The sequence below is a fragment of the Xanthomonas sp. PPL134 genome, assembly GCF_040595915.1.
Lineage (GTDB): Bacteria > Pseudomonadota > Gammaproteobacteria > Xanthomonadales > Xanthomonadaceae > Xanthomonas_A > Xanthomonas_A indica.
On sequence record NZ_JAMDLL010000004.1, the window covers coordinates 1 to 17,677 of the forward strand.

Annotated in this window: 15 protein-coding genes; 6 read left to right on the forward strand and 9 right to left on the reverse strand. The window is 71.5% G+C overall.

All coding sequences use genetic code 11. From position 1 onward, the window contains the following. Positions 1–223: 223 nt before the first annotated feature. The 9 genes from M3U25_RS09955 to M3U25_RS09995 form a co-directional block, all read right to left on the reverse strand. Entirely contained in the window at positions 224–874 is a 651-nt protein-coding gene (locus tag M3U25_RS09955) for a DUF4124 domain-containing protein (RefSeq protein WP_355499237.1), read from the reverse strand. Then, positions 874–1,626, reverse strand: a complete 753-nt coding sequence (locus M3U25_RS09960; RefSeq protein WP_355499234.1) for a DUF4124 domain-containing protein — start codon at positions 1,624–1,626, stop codon at positions 874–876. Before M3U25_RS09960 ends, M3U25_RS09955 begins: the two co-directional genes overlap by 1 nt. Before the next feature lie 423 nt (positions 1,627–2,049). Continuing rightward, positions 2,050–2,610, reverse strand: a complete 561-nt coding sequence (locus M3U25_RS09965) for a Sua5/YciO/YrdC/YwlC family protein (RefSeq protein WP_242081888.1) — start codon at positions 2,608–2,610, stop codon at positions 2,050–2,052. Positions 2,611–2,935: 325 nt separating this feature from the next. After that, the gene (locus tag M3U25_RS09970) at positions 2,936–5,422 is read right to left on the reverse strand and encodes a DNA topoisomerase I (RefSeq protein WP_242160013.1); all 2,487 of its coding nucleotides are present in this window, start codon (positions 5,420–5,422) and stop codon (positions 2,936–2,938) included. 237 nt (positions 5,423–5,659) lie between these two features. Beyond that, complete coding sequence (locus tag M3U25_RS09975) at positions 5,660–6,607, reverse strand: RDD family protein (RefSeq protein WP_355499230.1); 948 nt, start codon at positions 6,605–6,607, stop codon at positions 5,660–5,662. Between the two features lie 39 nt (positions 6,608–6,646). Further along, a complete protein-coding gene (locus M3U25_RS09980) occupies positions 6,647–7,375 on the reverse strand; it encodes a pilin (protein ID WP_355499227.1) in 729 nt (242 codons plus the stop codon). A 21-nt stretch (positions 7,376–7,396) separates the two neighbouring features. After that, the gene (locus M3U25_RS09985; RefSeq protein WP_010340686.1) at positions 7,397–7,870 is read right to left on the reverse strand and encodes a DUF494 family protein; all 474 of its coding nucleotides are present in this window, start codon (positions 7,868–7,870) and stop codon (positions 7,397–7,399) included. 43 nt (positions 7,871–7,913) lie between these two features. Beyond that, positions 7,914–9,068 (reverse strand): DNA-processing protein DprA, encoded by a 1,155-nt coding sequence (gene dprA, locus M3U25_RS09990; RefSeq protein ID WP_355499223.1) that lies wholly within the window; start codon positions 9,066–9,068, stop codon positions 7,914–7,916. An 81-nt stretch (positions 9,069–9,149) separates the two neighbouring features. Continuing rightward, positions 9,150–10,286, reverse strand: a complete 1,137-nt coding sequence (locus tag M3U25_RS09995) for a LysM peptidoglycan-binding domain-containing protein (protein ID WP_242160017.1) — start codon at positions 10,284–10,286, stop codon at positions 9,150–9,152. A gap of 138 nt (positions 10,287–10,424) precedes the next feature. Between M3U25_RS09995 and def the strand changes: the two genes are divergently transcribed. From def to M3U25_RS10025, 6 genes are all read left to right on the forward strand, one after another. Next, positions 10,425–10,937: a peptide deformylase gene (gene def / locus M3U25_RS10000; RefSeq protein ID WP_010340689.1), complete on the forward strand. Its 513-nt coding sequence runs from the start codon at positions 10,425–10,427 to the stop codon at positions 10,935–10,937. A 109-nt stretch (positions 10,938–11,046) separates the two neighbouring features. Beyond that, on the forward strand, positions 11,047–11,970 hold the full coding sequence (gene fmt / locus M3U25_RS10005; RefSeq protein ID WP_263392293.1) for a methionyl-tRNA formyltransferase: 924 nt from the start codon (positions 11,047–11,049) through the stop codon (positions 11,968–11,970). A gap of 171 nt (positions 11,971–12,141) precedes the next feature. Beyond that, positions 12,142–13,461 carry a 16S rRNA (cytosine(967)-C(5))-methyltransferase RsmB gene (rsmB, locus tag M3U25_RS10010; protein ID WP_355499217.1) on the forward strand — a complete coding sequence of 440 codons (1,320 nt, stop codon included), beginning with the start codon at positions 12,142–12,144 and terminating at the stop codon, positions 13,459–13,461. Positions 13,462–13,486: 25 nt separating this feature from the next. Next, positions 13,487–15,202: a glycosyltransferase family 39 protein gene (locus tag M3U25_RS10015; protein WP_355499214.1), complete on the forward strand. Its 1,716-nt coding sequence runs from the start codon at positions 13,487–13,489 to the stop codon at positions 15,200–15,202. 76 nt (positions 15,203–15,278) lie between these two features. Further along, on the forward strand, positions 15,279–16,313 hold the full coding sequence (locus tag M3U25_RS10020) for a glycosyltransferase (RefSeq protein ID WP_355499212.1): 1,035 nt from the start codon (positions 15,279–15,281) through the stop codon (positions 16,311–16,313). Between the two features lie 53 nt (positions 16,314–16,366). Beyond that, positions 16,367–17,641: an O-antigen ligase gene (locus M3U25_RS10025; protein ID WP_355499209.1), complete on the forward strand. Its 1,275-nt coding sequence runs from the start codon at positions 16,367–16,369 to the stop codon at positions 17,639–17,641. Positions 17,642–17,677: the final 36 nt, after the last annotated feature.

A 17,677-nucleotide genomic window follows, 5' to 3' on the forward strand; every position in this document is an offset into this window, starting at 1 on the left:
TGGCTCAACGCGATCGCGCGTGATCAGGCAGCGTATGCCCCTCCTGTCATCGCGGCTGCATGACAGTTGACTCCTACGACGACAGGCGCAGCACCACGCACGAGCGCGATGGGTCACGGCGCAGGCCGCTCCGGTGCGCTGCAGTTGCTGGCGTCGGGAACGCCCGGTCGCGGCTGAAGCCGCTCCTACGACAACAGGTGCGCCACCGTGCGAGCGCGATGGGTTATGGCGCAGGCCGCTCCGGCGCGCTGCAGTTGCTGGCCTCGAGCAGGTGCTGGCGGCGTTCGAACTCCGCGCGCAGCGCCTCCGCATGCTCGGGAACGGCGAAGCGCCAGTGGGTTTCGGCTTCGGCCACGTAGTTCTTCCAGGTATCGCACAACTGCTCGGCGGGCAGGGGCTGGCACTGGTCGCGTAGCACCTCGCAGGCGCTGCCGCCGGCCTGGTTGGGTCCACCGTCCAGGTCCGTCGTGTGCAGCGGCACGCAACGCGGCGGCGGTTCGGCGACCTCACCGATGTAGGACGCCTGCTCGCGGGTGGTGCAGGTGTACAGCGGCGGGGGCGGCAGCTTCGGCGGTGGCGGTGGAGCTGCAGCAGCCGTGGTGTCGACCGGGGCCGCCGCGTCCGCAGGCGTGACGGCGGTCGGTGTGCTTGCAGGGGGCGACGATGGAACGGGCTTGGCTGAGAGCGTGGTCGGCAGTGCGGCGCTGCTCACGCCCTGCATGATCTTCTTCTGCTGACGCATGCCCTTGGGGCAGGGCATGTTCTGGATGGTCAGGTTGTCCTGCGCATCGGTGCAGCGATAGAACACCACCGGTTCGGCGTGCGCTGCGCCGGCGCAGGCCAGCAACGCGGCCAGGCAGAGCGCACGGCGCATCAGGTGCCGCCGCAGTCGCGCGCCAGGCGCGCATCGATGCCGCGCTGTTCGGTTTCCAGCGCACGGCGCTCGCTCTGCAGGGCGCTGTTGTAGCGACGAATCAACTCCCAGCGGCGGTCGCTCAGGCGCGCGCAGACCTCCTGCTCGGGCAGCGCCGTGCAGGTGTCGCGGATCAGCGTGCTGCCGGCCGGCACGATCACGCCGGCGCCGGCGGCCACTCCCGGCGGCGGCCCTGGCGGGTGTGGACGGCCGGGCGGAGGCGGTCCCGGCGGGCCGGGCGAGCGGCCATCGGGGCCGCGCCCGGACGGCCGCGCGTACGGGCTCTCGGCATAGCCATAGGCCCACAGCGGCACCCAGCGCGGATTGCCGGCGTTGTCGTCGCTGGTGTAGCGCGTGCCTTCCGGGGTCACGCACTCGTACATCGGCTGCGCCGGCTGCACGGTGACGATGCGCAGTTCGCGCTGCGGCAGCGGTGCCGGGGAGGCCTCGCCGCGCGCCGGATCGGTGCTGATGGTGGTGGTGGGGCGCGGCGGCGGATCGCGCGGGCGCTGCATGTCCAGCACCTGCTGCCGGCGCGCATTCTCGCAGGGCGCATTCTGCAGGCTGACCGCGCCGGAAGCAGCGATGCAGCGATAGATGCGCACCGATCCGTTGCCGCCGTCACTGCTGACCGTTTGCGTCTGTTGCGCCCAGCCGGCGCCGATCCAGGGCGACAGGCTCAGCAGCAGCAAGGGGCGGAGAAGGCGGCGCATGCGCGCATCTTGCGCGCCTTGGCCGGCCAGGGAAAGGGCGTGCATGCGGGCATTCAGGACGCGATGGGCGCGGGTGCACAGCAGGGTTTCGTGGCGCATCGGCATCCGCGAGTCAGCCGTCGCGCTTCCTGCCGCATCTCGCAGCGGTTGCGAGGTGTTGCCGGCCTCGGCCAGGGCGTGCTCGTGCGGTGAGGGCGCGTTGCTCCGGCAATGCGAGCTGCGCCCAACCCTCATCGCGTCTGCGGGGCACCTTCCCCGAAAAGGGGGCCGTGGTCCCGAGGGGAGCAGGGAAGCGTGCAAGCCCCTCTCCCACCGGGAGAGGGGTTGGGGTGAGGGTGCGGCGCGCGAGCGCCCACGTGGCCATCGCCGTTGCCGCCAGCCGTCACTGCAATGGAGGTCCGGCGTGCCGTGGAAGCCAGGGCCTCAGGCGCGCAGGATCTCACCGCTGGCGGCGTCGCGGATCGGGGTGGGCTGGGCCAGGCCGCCGGTGTCGCCGTCGAGCAGGCCGTCGAGGTCATTCAGCACCAGCGGATCCAGTTCGCTGCGCTGCCGCGCCGGCGGCTCGCCGCCGCGGTTGGCGCTGGTCGACACCAGGGCGCCGCCCCAGGCCCGGCACAGGGCGGCGACCAGGGGATGGGCGCTGATCCGCACCGCGATGCCCTGGTGCGCGCCGGTCACCCACGGCGGCGCGTGCGCTGAGGCGGGCAGGATCCAGGTGTGCGGTCCCGGCCAACTGGCCAGCACCGCGGCCAGCCGGTCCGCCGGCAGCGCCGACAGGTCGAGCAGCGGGCGCAACGGATCCAGTTCGGCGGCGACCACGATCAGGCCCTTGTCCACCGGCCGCTGCTTGATCCGCAGCAGGCGGGTCACGGCGGTCTCGTCGTGCGGATCGCAGCCCAGGCCCCACACGGCTTCGGTGGGATAGGCGATCACGCCGCCCTGGCGCAGGACGGCGACGGCATGGCTCAGCGACAGGTCGGTCATGCGCGCATCATGCGGCACGTCCTCGTCTAAGGACAATGAGGGTCGGTGCGGGCAGGCCGGTTGGCGCAAGGCGTGTCGGGCCGGGCGATGCGTCGCGGCCGGTCCTGCAACCAGGGCAGGCAAGCGCCGCTGTGCAGCGGCGGGGCGGACGTGGGCGCGCTGTCGCGCCCGATGTGCGCCAGCAAGATCGCGGGCTGGCGATGGCGCAGGTGCAATGCGGCGAGCGGCGGCGGTTCGCGGGCTACTGGCGCGCGCCCGGCGCTGCTGCGCCGCCGCGGCACCCCAGTGAGCGCTGCCGCGACTGCGGCAGCCCGGCAAGGGTGGCTCAGCCGCCCTTGGCCACGGTCTTCTTCGCCGCCTTCTTCACCGCTTTCTTGGCGGTCTTCTTCGCGGCCTTCTTGACCGCCTTCTTCGCCGCCGGCTTGGCCGGGGCGTCGGCCGCGGCCTTCTTCGCCGCGCTCTTCTTCGGCGCGGCTTCCTTCTTGGCCGCGGCCTTCTTGGCGCCGAAGCCCTTGCGCACCGGCTTGCCGGTTTCCTCCAGCAGCTTCTGCACTTCGTCCAGGCTCAGCGTGGCCGGTTCGCGATCCTTGGGGATCTTGCCGTTGAGCTTGCCGTCGCTGATGTACGGGCCGAAGCGGCCGTTGAGCACCTGGATGTCGCTGCCGGGGAATTCCTTGATGATGCGGTTGCGCGCGATCTCTTCCTTCTCCTCGATCAGGAACACCGCACGGGCCAGATCGATGGTGTAGGGATCGTCTTCCTTCTTCAGCGAGGCGTAGACGCTGCCGCGCTTGGCGAACGGGCCGAAGCGGCCGATGCCGACGCTGACTTCCTCGCCCTTGTCCTGGCCGAGGCTGCGTGGCATCAAGAACAGCTCCAGCGCCTCCTCCAGGGTGATGGTGTGCATGCTCTGGCCGGGACGCAGCGAGGCGAACTTGGGCTTGTCCTCGGCATCCTCGGCGGTGCTGCCGATCGCCGCATACGGCCCGAAGCGGCCCAGGCGCACGCTCACCGGCTTGCCGGTCTTGGGATCGGTACCGAGCTCGCGCGCACCGCTGGCTTCGGCACGGTCGACCGATTCCTTCTTGTCCTCGACCAGTTCCTTGAACGGTTCCCAGAAGCGCGACATCAGCGGGATCCAGTCCTCCTCGCCGCGCGAGACCGCGTCGAGCTCGTCCTCGAGCTTGGCGGTGAAGTCGTAGTCCACGTACTGGGTGAAATGGCTGGACAGGAACTTGGACACCGCACGGCCGACGTCGGACGGGCGGAAGCTGCGGCCTTCCATCTCGACGTACTTGCGGAACAGCAGGGTCTGGATGATCGAGGCGTAGGTCGAGGGACGGCCGATGCCGTACTCTTCCAGCGCCTTCACCAGCGCCGCTTCGGTGTAGCGCGGCGGCGGCTGGGTGAAGTGCTGCTCGGCCAGGATGCGCTCCAGCGGCACGCGATCGCCGGGCTTCATCGCCGGCAGCTTGCGGCCTTCGTCCTCGTCCTCTGCGCTCTTGTTGTCCTTGCCTTCCTCGTACACGGCGAGGAAGCCGGGCACCACCACGGTGGTGCCGCTGGCGCGGAACACGTGCTCGCTGCCGGCCGACAGGTCCACGCTGACGGTGTTGAGCGTGGCCGGGATCATCTGGCAGGCCACCGCGCGCTTCCAGATCAGCTCGTACAGCTTGCGCTCGTCGTCGGTGAGGAAGCGGGCGACCTGGGCCGGGGTGCGCAGCGCCGAGGTCGGACGCACGGCTTCGTGCGCTTCCTGGGCGTTCTTGGACTTGGTCTGGTAGGTGTTGGGCTGGTCCGGCAGCGAGGCGATGCCGTAGTCGCGCGCGATCACGTCGCGGATCTCGGCCAGCGCGTCCTGCGACAGGTTGACCGAGTCGGTACGCATGTACGAGATCAGGCCGACCGTGCCCTCGTCGCCGATCGCCACGCCTTCGTACAGCTTCTGCGCCACCTGCATGGTCTTGCGGGTGGTGAAGCCGAGCTTGCGCGAGGCTTCCTGCTGCAGGGTGGAGGTGGTGAACGGCGGCGCCGGGCGGCGCTTGCGCTCCTTGCTGGCGACGTCGGTGACGTGCAGCGCGCCCTGCGCGGCCTGCTGGATGCGCAGGCGCGCGGCCTCGGCGGTATCGCCGTCGGTGATGGTGAACTGCTCGAACTTCTGCCCGTCGAGCTTGATCAGCTTGGCGTTGAAGTGCTGCGAGGGATGCGCGCAGTCGGCGGCGATGGACCAGTACTCGCGGGCGACGAAGGCCTCGATCTCCTCCTCGCGCTCGACGATCATGCGCAGCGCCGGCGACTGCACGCGGCCGGCGGACAGGCCGCGCTGCACCTTGCGCCACAGCACCGGCGACAGGTTGAAGCCGACCAGGTAGTCCAGCGCGCGGCGCGCCTGCTGCGCATCGACCAGGTCGCCGGCGATCTGCCGCGGCTGCGCCATCGCTTCCTTGATCGCGCGCGGGGTGATCTCGGTGAACACCACCCGGTGCAGCGGCTTGCCCTTGAGCAGCCCGCGCTCCTGCAGGATCTCGGCGATGTGCCAGCTGATCGCCTCGCCCTCGCGGTCCGGGTCGGTCGCCAGGTAGATGTCTTCGGCCGCCTTGGCCGCCTTGGCGATGGCCTCCACGTGCTTCTCGTTCTTGTCGATCAGCGCGTAGCGCATCGCGAAGCCGTCGTCCGGGTCCACCGCGCCTTCCTTCGGGATCAGGTCGCGCACGTGCCCATACGAGGCCAGGACGTGGAAATCCTTGCCGAGGTATTTGTTGATCGTCTTGGCCTTGGCGGGCGATTCGACGATGAGCAGGTGCTTGGACATGGCGGGTCGGGCTTCGATGGGCGTGGGCGGACGCCCTGGGGGCGGTAGGGTGGCGCAATTGCTCCGGTTAGTGAAGCGTTGCGGTGTCGCAGAGAAGCCGACGCCCGGGACGGAACCCCCAGGCGTTCAGCTACGGCGCTTATTTATTAGTGGGCATGTCCGACGCCCGCTGTCAAGCCGGCGCCGGCCGGCCGGGCCGCCGCGCAGGTGGCAACACGGCTCCGGAGCCTACCGGACTCAGTGCCAGCCGCCCTTGGCGGCCATGCCGATCGCCAGGGCGACCACCAGCATCGCGCCGGCCATCAACAGGCCGAACAGCGACAGGATCACCACGGTGACGGTGCCCAGCTTGCGCTGCTGCCATTCCGGATGGTCGGTGTAGGCCCACTTGTCCACCACCAGGGTGTCGCAGAGCATGTCGTGCAGGGCCTGCTTGCGCTCGGTGAAGGCCGCCATCAGCAGGCCGATGCCCAGGGTCAGGCTGCTCAGCATGAAGCCGAAGTAGCGGCCCACGCCGCGGGCCACGGTGATGCGGCTGCCGTCGGTGCGCACCACCTTGATGCCGACCGCCATCTTGCCCAGCGTGGCCTGCTTGGTGGAGGCGTGGAACAGGCCGTAGTACAGGGCCGAGATCGCCAGCGGCACCAGGTACACCATCAGCAGCATGACGATGCCGGCGGCGGAGGTGAAGTTGGGCTGGTTGCCAACGCCACTGACCCCCATGAAACCGAGCAGCACCACGAACTGGATCACGTTGGCGACCATGCCGACCAGGAACGCGTCGATCAGGTAGGCGGCCACGCGCTTCCAGAAACCGGCCTGCACCACCTCGCCGCCGCCGACCACCCGCGCACCGCCGTCGAGTACGGCGCTGGGGGCCGCGTAGGGTGATGCGACTGCGTGGGGCGCGGGCGCGGCCCAGGCGTCGGGCACGGCCGGCGTCGGAGCGGGGGGCGGCACTTCTCCGCCGACCTCCATCGGTGCCAGCGCGGGAGCCGGGGGGGGCGATTGGGCCAGGCCGAGCTCGTCGACGAACTCGGCCAGGGTGCGCCATTCGCTCAGGCCCTCGCGCCAGACCAGGGTGGACAGCCCGATCTCGCTGCGCTGGAAGCGCTGTTGCAGGTCGGCGGCCGCCAGTGGGCCATGGCGCTGCTGCGCCGCATCGGCGTAGTACCACTCAGTCATTCTGTTCCCCGGGAGTTGCAGTCGAAAACGGTGCGCCGGTCAGCCGCCGCGGCAGTGGACCGGCAGAACGCGATCGTCCAGGTCGGAACTGCAGTTCCAGGCGGACGTGCGCTCATCGTAGTCCAGCCACAGCGCTTTGCCATCCAGACGCTTTTGGTCGGGCACGCGCAGCGTGGCCTCCAGGCCGCAGTGGCCATTGTCGAAGCGGCCGACCCGCACCTGCGCGATGGTGTCGCCGGCATAGCTTTGCGGGGTACCGAAGCCGGTGTCGCCGTTGACCGCGCAACGGTGCTCCTGCGCGGCGAAGGCGGCGACCTGGTCTTTCAGCGGCGCCAGCGTGCCGAGCGCCTGCGCGACCTTCGCACGTGCCAGATAGTCCTGGTAGGCGGGCAGGGCGATCGCGGCGGCGATGCCCAGGAACGCCAGCAGCAGCACGCCGACGATGGTGCCGACGATGGCCGTGATCGCGCAGCCGGACAGGCCGCTGCGTGGCGCGGCAGCGGCAGCGGCAGTGGGGCCCGCGGGGGTGGTGGCATGCAGCGGTGGCGGCAACGGCGGCGGGGTGGGCGCGTCGGGCAGGCCCAGCTCGGCGGCGAGCGCGTGCAGCGGCCGCCACTCCGGCAGGCCCTCGCGCCAGACCAGGGTCTCGCGCTGCAGGCGGCCGTCGTGCAGGCGTTCCAGCAGGGTCGACGCCGGCAACGGGCCGTGCCGCTCGCGTGCGGCGTCGACGTAGTACCAGAGCGCGGGGGAGGAAGTGTCTTCGTGCATCCGTGCGCGACCGTCAGCGGCTCAGTGGACCGGCTCCGGCTCGTCGACGAACATCTGCGTTTCCATCCACGCGTACGCCGCCTCGGCACCGGGCTGGTTGAACAGCACCATCAGCACCACCCACTTCAGGTCGTCCAGGTCCAGCTCGTCCTGGTCCAGGGCCATGGCCCGGTCCAGCACCAGCTCGCGCTGGTCGCTGTCGAGAATGCCGTGTTGTTCCAGGAACAGCAGGAAGCCGCGGCATTCCACGTCGAGCTTGTCCAGTTCCGGACCGTGGTAGATGCGGATCGGGCCATCGATGCGCGGCTGCGCCACGGCCGGGCGCTGGTCGGCCAGGGCGTCGAGCCAGTCGAACGCCTTGCTGATCTCGGTGGGGCTGAAGCCGGCCTGGATCAGGCCATTCTGGAGGGAGTCGCGATCGCGGACCGGGTCCGCGTCTTCGCTGAAATAGTGTTCGAACAGGTACAGCAGGACATCCAGAATGCTCTCTTTCATTGCCCCTCGGCCTGCGTCGCGAGACGCTGTGGAGGTGAAGAAACTAGGGTTTGCGGGTGTAACGACCGCGTTCGACCGCCACGTAGCCATCCAGTTCCATGGCCAGCAGCATGGAGGACGCCGCTGCGGCCGTCAATCCGCTGCGTGCGATGACTGAATCCATACAGATGGGGTCGTGGCCCAGCGCCTGCCACAAGCGCTGGTAGTCGGGATGGGGGAAGACCGGCGTGGCGCCGCGCGCGGTGCTGGTTCCCTGTGTGGGGGCGTTCAGGCGTCCGCGCAAGGCGTCGGCGAGTTCGGCGGCCAGCGGCGCGACGCCGGCCAGCACTTCCTCGGCGCTTTCCACCAGCCCGGCGCCGTCGCGGATCAGCCGATGGCAGCCGCGCGCCAGCGGGTTGTGGATCGAGCCGGGCAGGGCGAACACCTCGCGCCCGGCTTCGGCGGCCAGCCGCGCGGTGATCAGCGCGCCGGAGCGGGTGGCCGCCTCGATCACCAGGGTCGCCAGGCTCAGCCCGGCGATGATCCGGTTGCGCGCCGGGAAGTGGCCCGCCCGCGCCGGCGTGCCGGGCGGATGCTCGCTGACCACCGCGCCGCGTGCGGCGATCTGGCTGCGCAGGGCGGCGTGCTGGCGCGGATAGGCCAGGTCCGGGCCGGTGCCGACCACCGCCACGGTCAGCCCGTCCGCGCGCGACAGTGCGGCCCGGTGCGCGGCGGCATCCACGCCGCTGGCCATGCCGCTGGTCACCGCGAAGCCGGCGGCGGCCAGGGCCAGGGCGAAGCCGTACGCGTTGTCGCGGCCGCCGGCGCTGGGCGCGCGACTGCCGACCACCGCCACGGCCGGGTGCCACAGCGCCGCCGGGTCGCCGTCCACATACAGCGCCAGGGGCGGGTTGGGCGTGCGTCGCAGCAGGGCGGGGTAGTCGGCATCGTGGCAGCCGAGCAGGTGCCGGCCTGGCTGCGCCAGCCAGCGTTCGGCGGTGTCCAGCGCGGCGCGGTCGGGCCGCTGCAGCGCGGCGATCTGCGCCGCGTCCAGGCCGGCGGCATGCCAGCCGGCGGGACCGGCAGCCAGCGCCGCGGTCGGGCTGCCCTGCTGCTCCAGCAGCTGCCGGCGCGGGGCGCTGGCGCCGCCGGCCAGTGACAGGACCAGCAGGGCCGGGTCGGCGGGGGCGTCGATGGGAGCGGTGACAGGCGGGGACATGCGCCCAGGCTAGGCCGCAAACGCAGACGGCGCCCTCGGGCGCCGTCTGCAATCGCTGTAGGGGGATGCCCCGGCGGCGGGTCAGCGTGCGTCCGGATGCTTGACGTCGTAGCCGATCCGGGTCGGCTTGATGCCGTCCATCACCAGCGCGTAGCTGACCTTGTCGAAGGTGCGGAACACCATCGCGTGCGCGGCGTACTCGTCCGGCAGCGCCACGGTGGTGCCGCTGCCGCCGGTGAAGCCGTCGTCGGCGCGCGAGGTGTTGGGGTGGCGCACGCGATCGTTGACCCGGGTGCCATGCCGCCACAGCGACACCACGGTGCCGTTGTCGATGCCTTCGCGGCGGCCACCGGAGATGGCGATCACGTCGCGCGGGCCGGCCGCGCTGAACGCATCGGCCACCGCCAGCACCCGCAGGCCGGCGGCCAGCGCCTGCTCGGACGGCGGATGCGGCACGAACTGCAGGTCGTAGGGCTGCGCCTCGACCGGGATCAGGCGGTCGCCGGCGCGCACTTCGCGGGCGTTGTCCTGCAGCAGCAGGGCGGTCGCCTGGCGGCCATCGGCGGACACCCGCGCGACGGTGCCGATGTTGACCTGGGCCAGTTCGTAGCCGAGGGTTTCGCGGCGCTTGTCCGGCGGCACGAAGGTCTGCCACAGGTTGCCGCTGCCGGGAATGCTGCGGCCTTCGGCGTTGAGGTCGTCGCTGAGCTTGGGCAGCAGGTAGCGCACGGTCGGACGGACCACGGCGTAGCGCTGCCCGGCCTGGGCCTGGCCGAGGCCGACCGCGTAGACCAGTTGCCCGTCGGTGGCGCGCAGCCGGTTGTCTTCGATGCCGACCACGTAGGGCAGGTTGTCGATGCGGTCGACCACGCGCAGGTTCTTCAGGAACGGCTCCACCTGCGCCAGCGGGATCGCGTCGATCGGCGCGTCCTGGCGCGGACCCGGCTTGACCTCGGCATGCGCCACCCGGTCCAGGTAGGCCAGGCTGAGCACGTCGCCGGGGTAGATCAGGTGCGGGTTGTGCACCTGCGGATTGGCCTGCCAGATCTCCGGCCACAGCCAGGGCTTGCCGAGGAAACGCCCGGCGATGTCCCACAGGGTGTCGCCCTTGCGCACCACGTAGGTGTCGGGGTGTTCGGCGGCCATGCTGGCGGAAGCAGCATAGGTCGCCACGGTGAGCATCGCCACGGCGACGACCGTGCGGAGTCGATTGAACATGAGCGCGGAGCCTGATTCCCCAACAGGTTGGCGCACTATAGTGCAGAACCCTGGTGCGGGCGCAAGCGCCGGGCGCAGAAACGGGTAGAATCCGCAGGTCTTGCCGAATCGTCCGGCACCCCCATCTTGGGTACCGCTATGGCCCTGCTCCCCATTCTCGAATTCCCCGACCCGCGCCTGCGCACCAAGGCGGTGCCGGTCGACGCCGCCGAAGTCACCTCCGCGGCCTTCCAGCGCCTGCTCGACGACATGTTCGAGACCATGTACGACGCCCCCGGCATCGGCCTGGCGGCCAGCCAGGTAGACGTGCACAAGCGCTTCATGGTCATCGACGTCAGCGAGGAGAAGAACGCCCCGCAGGTGTTCATCAACCCGCAGATCGTGCAGCGCGACGGCGAACAGGTGTACCAGGAGGGCTGCCTCTCGGTCCCCGGCATCTACGCCGACGTGACCCGCGCCGACGCCATTACCGTGCGCTACCTGGACCGCCAGGGCCAGCCGCAGGAACTGAGCACCGACGGCCTGCTGGCGGTGTGCGTGCAGCACGAGATGGACCACCTCGACGGCAAGCTGTTCGTCGACTACCTGTCCCCGCTCAAGCGCGAAATGGTGCGCAAGAAGCTGGCCAAGGCGCGCAAGCACGTGGCTTGAAGCGGGGAACCGGGAATGGAGAAACGGGAATCGTAAGTGCGGTACCCGTGGCCTTTCCGGGTTCGCGCTTTTCCCATTCTCCATTCCCTATTCCCGGTTCCCAGCCTCCATGAAAATCGTCTTCGCCGGTACGCCGGACTTTGCCGTGCCGTCGTTGCGCGCGGCTGCGCAGCGCCATGAAGTGGTCGCGGTCTACACCCAGCCGGACCGCCCGGCCGGGCGTGGCCGCGGGCTGACCCCGTCGCCGGTCAAGCTGGAGGCGGTGGCGCGCGGCATTCCGGTGCTGCAGCCGCAGACGCTGCGCTCGCCGGAGACGCTGCAGGCGCTGCGCGCGCTGCAGCCGGACCTGATCGTGGTGGTGGCCTACGGGCTGATCCTGCCCAAGGCGGTGCTGGCGATCCCGACCCATGGCTGCTGGAACGTGCACGCCTCGCTGCTGCCGCGCTGGCGCGGCGCCGCGCCGATCCAGCGCGCGATCGAGGCCGGCGACAGCGAGACCGGGGTGTGCCTGATGCAGATGGAAGCGGGGCTGGACACCGGCCCGGTGCTGCTGTCGCAGCGCACGCCGATCGGCGCCGACGAGACCGGCGGGCAGTTGCACGACCGCCTGGCCGCGCTCGGCGCGCAGGTGCTGGCCGACGGCCTGGGCCTGCTGCGTGCCGGTCTGCGTCCGGTGGCGCAGCCGCAGCCAGAGGCCGGCGTCACCTATGCGCAAAAGCTGGACAAGGCGCAGGCGCGGCTGGACTGGCAGCAGCCGGCGGCGCAGCTGGCGCGGCAGGTGCGTGCCTTCGATCCGTGGCCGGTCGCCGAGGCGATGCTGGCCGGCGAGCGGGTGCGGGTGCGCGGTGCGATCGCGCTGGATCTGGCCCACGGGCAGCCGCCGGGCACGGTGCTGACCGCGTCCAAGCAGGGCATCGACATCGCCTGCGGCCAGGGCGCGCTGCGCCTGCGCGTGCTGCAGCGCGAGGGCGGCAAGGCGATCACCGCCGCCGACTACCTCAATGCGCGGCGCGACCTGCCGGTCCTGGCGTAAGGCGCCGGGCATGCCTGCGTACGCCGCGTTGGGCCTGGCAGGCGCGGCCGTGCGCGCGTGCTCGCTGAGAGGTTGGCGGGCGTCCACGGCCTTGCGCGGCGCCGCTGCGCACACGCATCACCACAGCACTGCATGCGCGCGGAGGCATGCGACGTCCTGGAGCGCGCGCCGATGACCGCGACGCCTGCCGCCGCGTGGCCGCCGGGCGTGGCCCCGCGGGTGGTCGCCGCCCGCGTGCTGACGGCGGTGATCGACCGCGGCCGCTCGCTCAAGGCCGAACTGGCCACCGCGCTGCCGACGCTGCCGGATCCGCGCGACCGCGCGCTGGTGGAGGCGATCTGCTTCGCCGTGCTGCGCCGCCGCCCGGCCTACGAGGCGGCGCTGCGGATGTGGTTGCAGAAGCAGTTGCCGCAGCGCGACGCCGAACTGCGCGGCCTGCTGCTGGCCGGCTTCGCCCAGCTCGATGCGCTGGGCCTGGCGCCGCACGCGGCGCTGTCGGCAACGGTCGAAGCGACGCGCGCGCTGGATCGGCCGCGCCAGGCCGGGTTGGTCAACGCATTGCTGCGGCGCGCGCTGCGCGACGGGCTGCCGGCGGTGGCTGCCGACGCGGGCTGGCCGCTGTGGCTGCGCGATGCGCTGCGCGCCGACTGGCCAGAGCAGGCCGAGGCGATCTTCGCCGCCAGCCAGCAGCCGGCGCCGCTGTGGCTGCGGGTCAACCGCCAACACGGCACCCGCGACGCCTACCTGCAGGAACTGGCCGCGGCCGGCATCGCCGCGCAGGCGTCGCCGCTGCTGGCCGATGCGATCCGCCTGGAAACGCCGATGGCGGTGGGGGGCTTGCCCGGCTTCGCCGACGGGCGCGTGTCGGTGCAGGACGGTGCGGCGCAGCAGGTCGCCGACGTGCTGGCGCCGGCGCCGGGCGCGCGCGTGCTCGACGCCTGCGCGGCACCGGGCGGCAAGTCCGCGCATCTGCTTGAACGCGATCCCAGTCTGCGCCTGACCGCACTGGACGTGGATGCGCGGCGGCTGGCGCGGGTCGGCGAGACCTTCGCGCGCACCGGTGCCGGTGCCCAGGCGCAATTGCAGGTCGCCGACGCGGCGCAGCCGCAGGACTGGTGGGACGGCGAGCCGTTCGACGCGGTGCTGCTCGACGCGCCGTGTTCGGCTACCGGCATCGTGCGCCGCCAGCCGGACGTGCTGCTGCACCGCCGGCGCGAGGACGTGATCGCGCTGCAGGCGCTGCAGGCGCGCCTGCTCGACGCCGCCTGGCAGGTGCTGCGGCCGGGCGGGGTGCTGGTCTACGCCACCTGCTCATTGCTGCAGGACGAGAACGCGCGGCAGGTGCAGGCCTTGCTGGCGCGGCAGCCCGGCGCGGCGCTGGAGGATCCGGGCGCGGCCTGCGGGCATGCCTCCGGCGGCGGGCGCCAGCGCTTCCCCGGCGAACAGGACTGCGACGGCTTCTACTACGCACGGTTCCGCAAGACGGCGTGAACCGGCCCCGGTATCATCGCGTCCCATGCTGAAGACCCGCGCGTCCCGAGAGTTCTGGTTGTTGGCCGTCCTGGCGGTGCTGGTGCTCGGCGCCGGCCTGGGCCTGCGCGATCCGCATCCGGCCGACGAGCCGCGCTTCGCGCTGGTCGCCAAGCAGATGGTGGAGAGCGGCAACTGGCTGTTCCCGCACCGCGGCACCGAGCTGTACTCGGACAAGCCGCCGATGCTGATGTGGCTGCAGGCCAGCGTCTACACGCTGTTCGGCAACTGGCGGGTGGCGTTCCTGCTGCCGTCGCTGCTGGCCGGGCTGGGCACGCTGGCCTGCGTCTACGATCTCGGCCGGCGCCTGTGGACGCGCCGCGTCGGCATGTACGCGGCCTACGCGCTGCTGTTCGCCTTCCACTTCACCTACCAGGCGAAGAAGGCACAGATCGATCCGCTGGTGGTGTTCTTCATCACCCTGGCCAACTACGCGCTGCTGCGCCACCTGTTGCGCGGGCCGGACTGGCGGTTGTGGGCCCTGGGCTGGTTCGCCGCGGGCCTGGGCACCATCACCAAGGGCGTGGGCGTGCTGGCGCTGTTGATGCTGCTGCCGGCCGCGGCGGCGTCGCTGGCGCACTGGCGCGGGGTCCGGGTCGGCCTGCGCGATCCGCGCTTCTGGCTGGGGCCGCTGGCATTCCTGGCGGCGGTGTCGATCTGGCTGGTGCCGATGGTGGTCACCGCGCTGTCGAGCAACGCGCCCGAGTACCGCGCCTACCTCAACGACATCCTGTTCCGGCAGACCGCCGGGCGCTACGCCAAGTCCTGGGACCACGCGCACGGGCCGCTGTACTTCTTCGGGGTGATGCCGAGCATGTGGCTGCCGGTGCTGCTGGCGCTGCCGTGGGCGATCCCCGCCTGGGCGCGGCGCCTGCGCCGGCGCGACGCGCGCTACCTGCTGCCGCTGGCCTGGTGGGCGCTGGTGGTGCTGTTCTTCTCGATCCCGACCGGCAAGCGCGATGTCTACATCCTGCCGGCGCTGCCGATGCTGTGCCTGGCGATGGGGCCGCTGATCCCCGGGCTGTTGCGCAAGCCCGGGGTCAAGCGCCTGCTGCTGGCGTTCACCGCGTTGCTGACGCTGGCGCTGGGCGGCGTGGGTGTGGCGATCCTGCTGGGGCACGGCTTCCGCGCGAAGATGATGGAAGACCGCGGCATCGACCTGGCCACGGTGCAGGTGCTGGCCTGGATCCTGCTGGCGATCGGCCTGTGGGGCGTAGCCAGTCTGGCCGCCTTCGCACGGCGCCGCCCGGAGCTGGCGACGGTCTCGACCCTGACCATGGTCTGGGCGATGGCCGGCTTGCTGGTGTACCCGCTGATCAACCTGTCCAGCTCCGCGCGCGGGGTGATGGAGTCGGTGGGGCGCCGCATCGGCCCGGATGCCGAACTCGGCCTGGTCGCCTGGAAGGAACAGAACCTGCTGATGGCCGACCGCCCGGCGACGACCTTCGGCTTCGTGGTGCCCTGGGACGAGCAACTGCGCCGCGGCATCGCCTGGCAGGCGCAGGCGCCGCAGCGGCGCTGGCTGCTGGTGCAGGAGGCGGCGATGCTGGGCTGCGTCGACCGCAGCGCCAGCATCCTGGCCGGCGTGTCCAACCGGCGCGACTGGTGGCTGGTCCCGGCCAGCGCCGTGCACGGCCACTGCGAGGTCACCCAGGACGACCGCGACCGCCTGCGCGAGCAGGAAAAGGACCGCTTCGAATGAGCCGCAGCCGCGCGTTGCGGCGGCGTACCGCGGGTGCCGCTGGCGACCCGCGTGCCGCGCGGGCCGGGAGGCGCGCGTGCCGCCGCGCCTGATCCGGGTCATCAGCCGCGACAACGGCGGCGGCCTCAGCCGCGACCTGCAGGTGGTCGCCGACCTGCTGCGCGAGACCGGCCGCTACCGCGTCGAGGTGCTGGGCTTCGGCACCGTGCGCATGGCCAACCGCCTGCGCGAACTGCGTCTGTTCCTGCGCAGCCTGCTGTTCGGGCGCGCCGACCTGCAGATCTTCCTGGAGCGGGTGTATCCGCGCTGCCTCGGCGGCGGCCTGCGCAATGCGCTGATCCCCAACCCGGAGTGGTTCCGGCACAAGTGGCTGCGCTGCCTGCCGCGCTTCGCGCAGGTGCTGTGCAAGACCCGCCAGGCCGAACAGCGGTTTTCCACGATGGCGCCCACCGCCTTCATCGGCTTTTGCAGCGACGATTGCTACCGTCCTGAGGTGCCGCGCGAGCGGGCCTGCCTGCACGTGGCCGGGCGCAGTTCGGCCAAGGGCACGGCGCTGCTGCTGCAGACCTGGGCACGGCACCCCGAGTGGCCACGGCTGACCGTGGTGCAGAGCGCGAAGAAGTCCCACCCGATCGAGGCCGAAAACATCGACTACCTGACCGGCTACCTGGACCAGCAGGAACTGCGGCGGCTGCAGAATGCGCACCGCTTCCACCTGTGCCCGTCCGAGGTGGAGGGCTTCGGCCACTACATCATGGAAGCGCTGAGCGTCGGCGCGGTGGTGATCACCACCAACGGTGCGCCGATGAACGAGCTGGTGAGCCCCGAGCGCGGCGTGCTGATCGACCCGGTCGGCGAGGGCCCGGACAACTTCGGCGTGCGCTACCGGATCGAGGCCGCTGGCCTCGAGCGGGCGATGGCGCAGGCGCTGGCGCTGTCGCCGATGCAGTGCGATGCGCTGGGCACCGCCGCGCGCGGCTTCTTCGAGGCGCGCCAGCGCGAGTTCGGCGAGCGTCTGCGTGCGGCCGTAGCCGACCTGCTCGGGGACGCGCCGCCGCCCGCCGTGCCGGCCAGCCGCGGCGCCGATCGCGAACAGGTCAGGCCGGGTTAGGGAAGCGCCCCGGATCATCGCCGACCACCCACCCCCACGGCCTTCCCTCCTTGATGTCCCAGCCCATCGCGCCACGCCATGCCGTTTCCGCGTCCTCCCGCCAGGCCCTGGCCGAGCGCGGTGCGGCGCTCGCGCTGCTGTGCCTGCCGGCGCTGGTGATCAGCATGCCCAGCGGCCTGCTGCCGTTCGGCCTGCTGCTGCTGGTGACCAGCCTGCTGGCACTGCCGCAGTTGCGCCAGGCGGTGGCGCTGATGCAACCGTCGCTGCGCTGGCTGTGGATCCTGGCGCTGCTGGTGATCGGGTTGTCGCTGTGTTCGGTGCTGTACTTCGGCCAGCCGCTGAAGGACATCGACAACCGGACCCGCTTCCTGGTGCTGCCGTGGGCGGCACTGTGGACCTATGCGCTGCGGCCGCCGCAGCGCCTGCTGTGGTGGGGCGCGCTGCTCGGCATCCTCGCTGCGTTGGTGCTGGCCAGCGTGCAGGTGCTGCAGGGCCAGCCGCGCGCCGAAGGCTGGACCAATGCCATCGTCCTGGCCGATGTGGTGCTGATGCTGATGGTGCTGGCGGTGTTCTGCCGGCCGCGCGGACAGTGGCCGTGGGCCGTGGCCGCGGTGGTGGCCGGCGGCATCGTCATCCTGCTCAGCGGCAGTCGCGGCGTGTGGCTGGGCGTGTTGCTGCTGCTGGTGGTCAGCGCCCTGTGCCTGCGCTGGCGCGACAGCGCGACGCGGCTGATGATCCTGGGCGCGTGCACCGCGCTGGCGGCGGTGCTGGTGCTGAGCGTGCCGGCATTGACCAAGCAGACCCGCCTGGCCGAGTTGCATCACGACGTGCAGCGCTACGAGCGCGGCGACAGCGATTCGTCGGCCGGCGCGCGCATCGAGCGCCTGCAGGTGGCGGCGGCGACCTTCGTCGAACACCCCGTGGTCGGGGTCGGCGTGGGTCGCTTCGACAACGCCATGCTGCGCCTGCCGGATTGCCGCAAGGGCTTCGTCGAGCGCTGCCACCTGGGCCACGCGCACAACGACCTGGCCGAGTGGAGTGCGACCCAGGGCCTGCCCGGCACCGTGTTGATCCTGCTGGTGTACGGCGTGCCGCTGTGGCTGCTGCTGCGCCTGTACCGGCGCCGGCCGCAACCGCATTTCCATGGCGCGGCGGCGGCCGGGATCATGGTAGTGGCCGCCTACATCCTGTGCGGCATGACCCAGTCGATGTTCGCGCACCAGGTCAGCACCGGTTTCTATGTCTCGTTGGTGGGCGTGTTGATCGGCCTGGCCGCGCGCGAGGTGGAGCCGGCACCGGGCGCTGAAGGCGCCGCGCGAAGCCGGTAGACTGCCGGTCCCGCATCGCCGGGCGGCGCGGCGCCT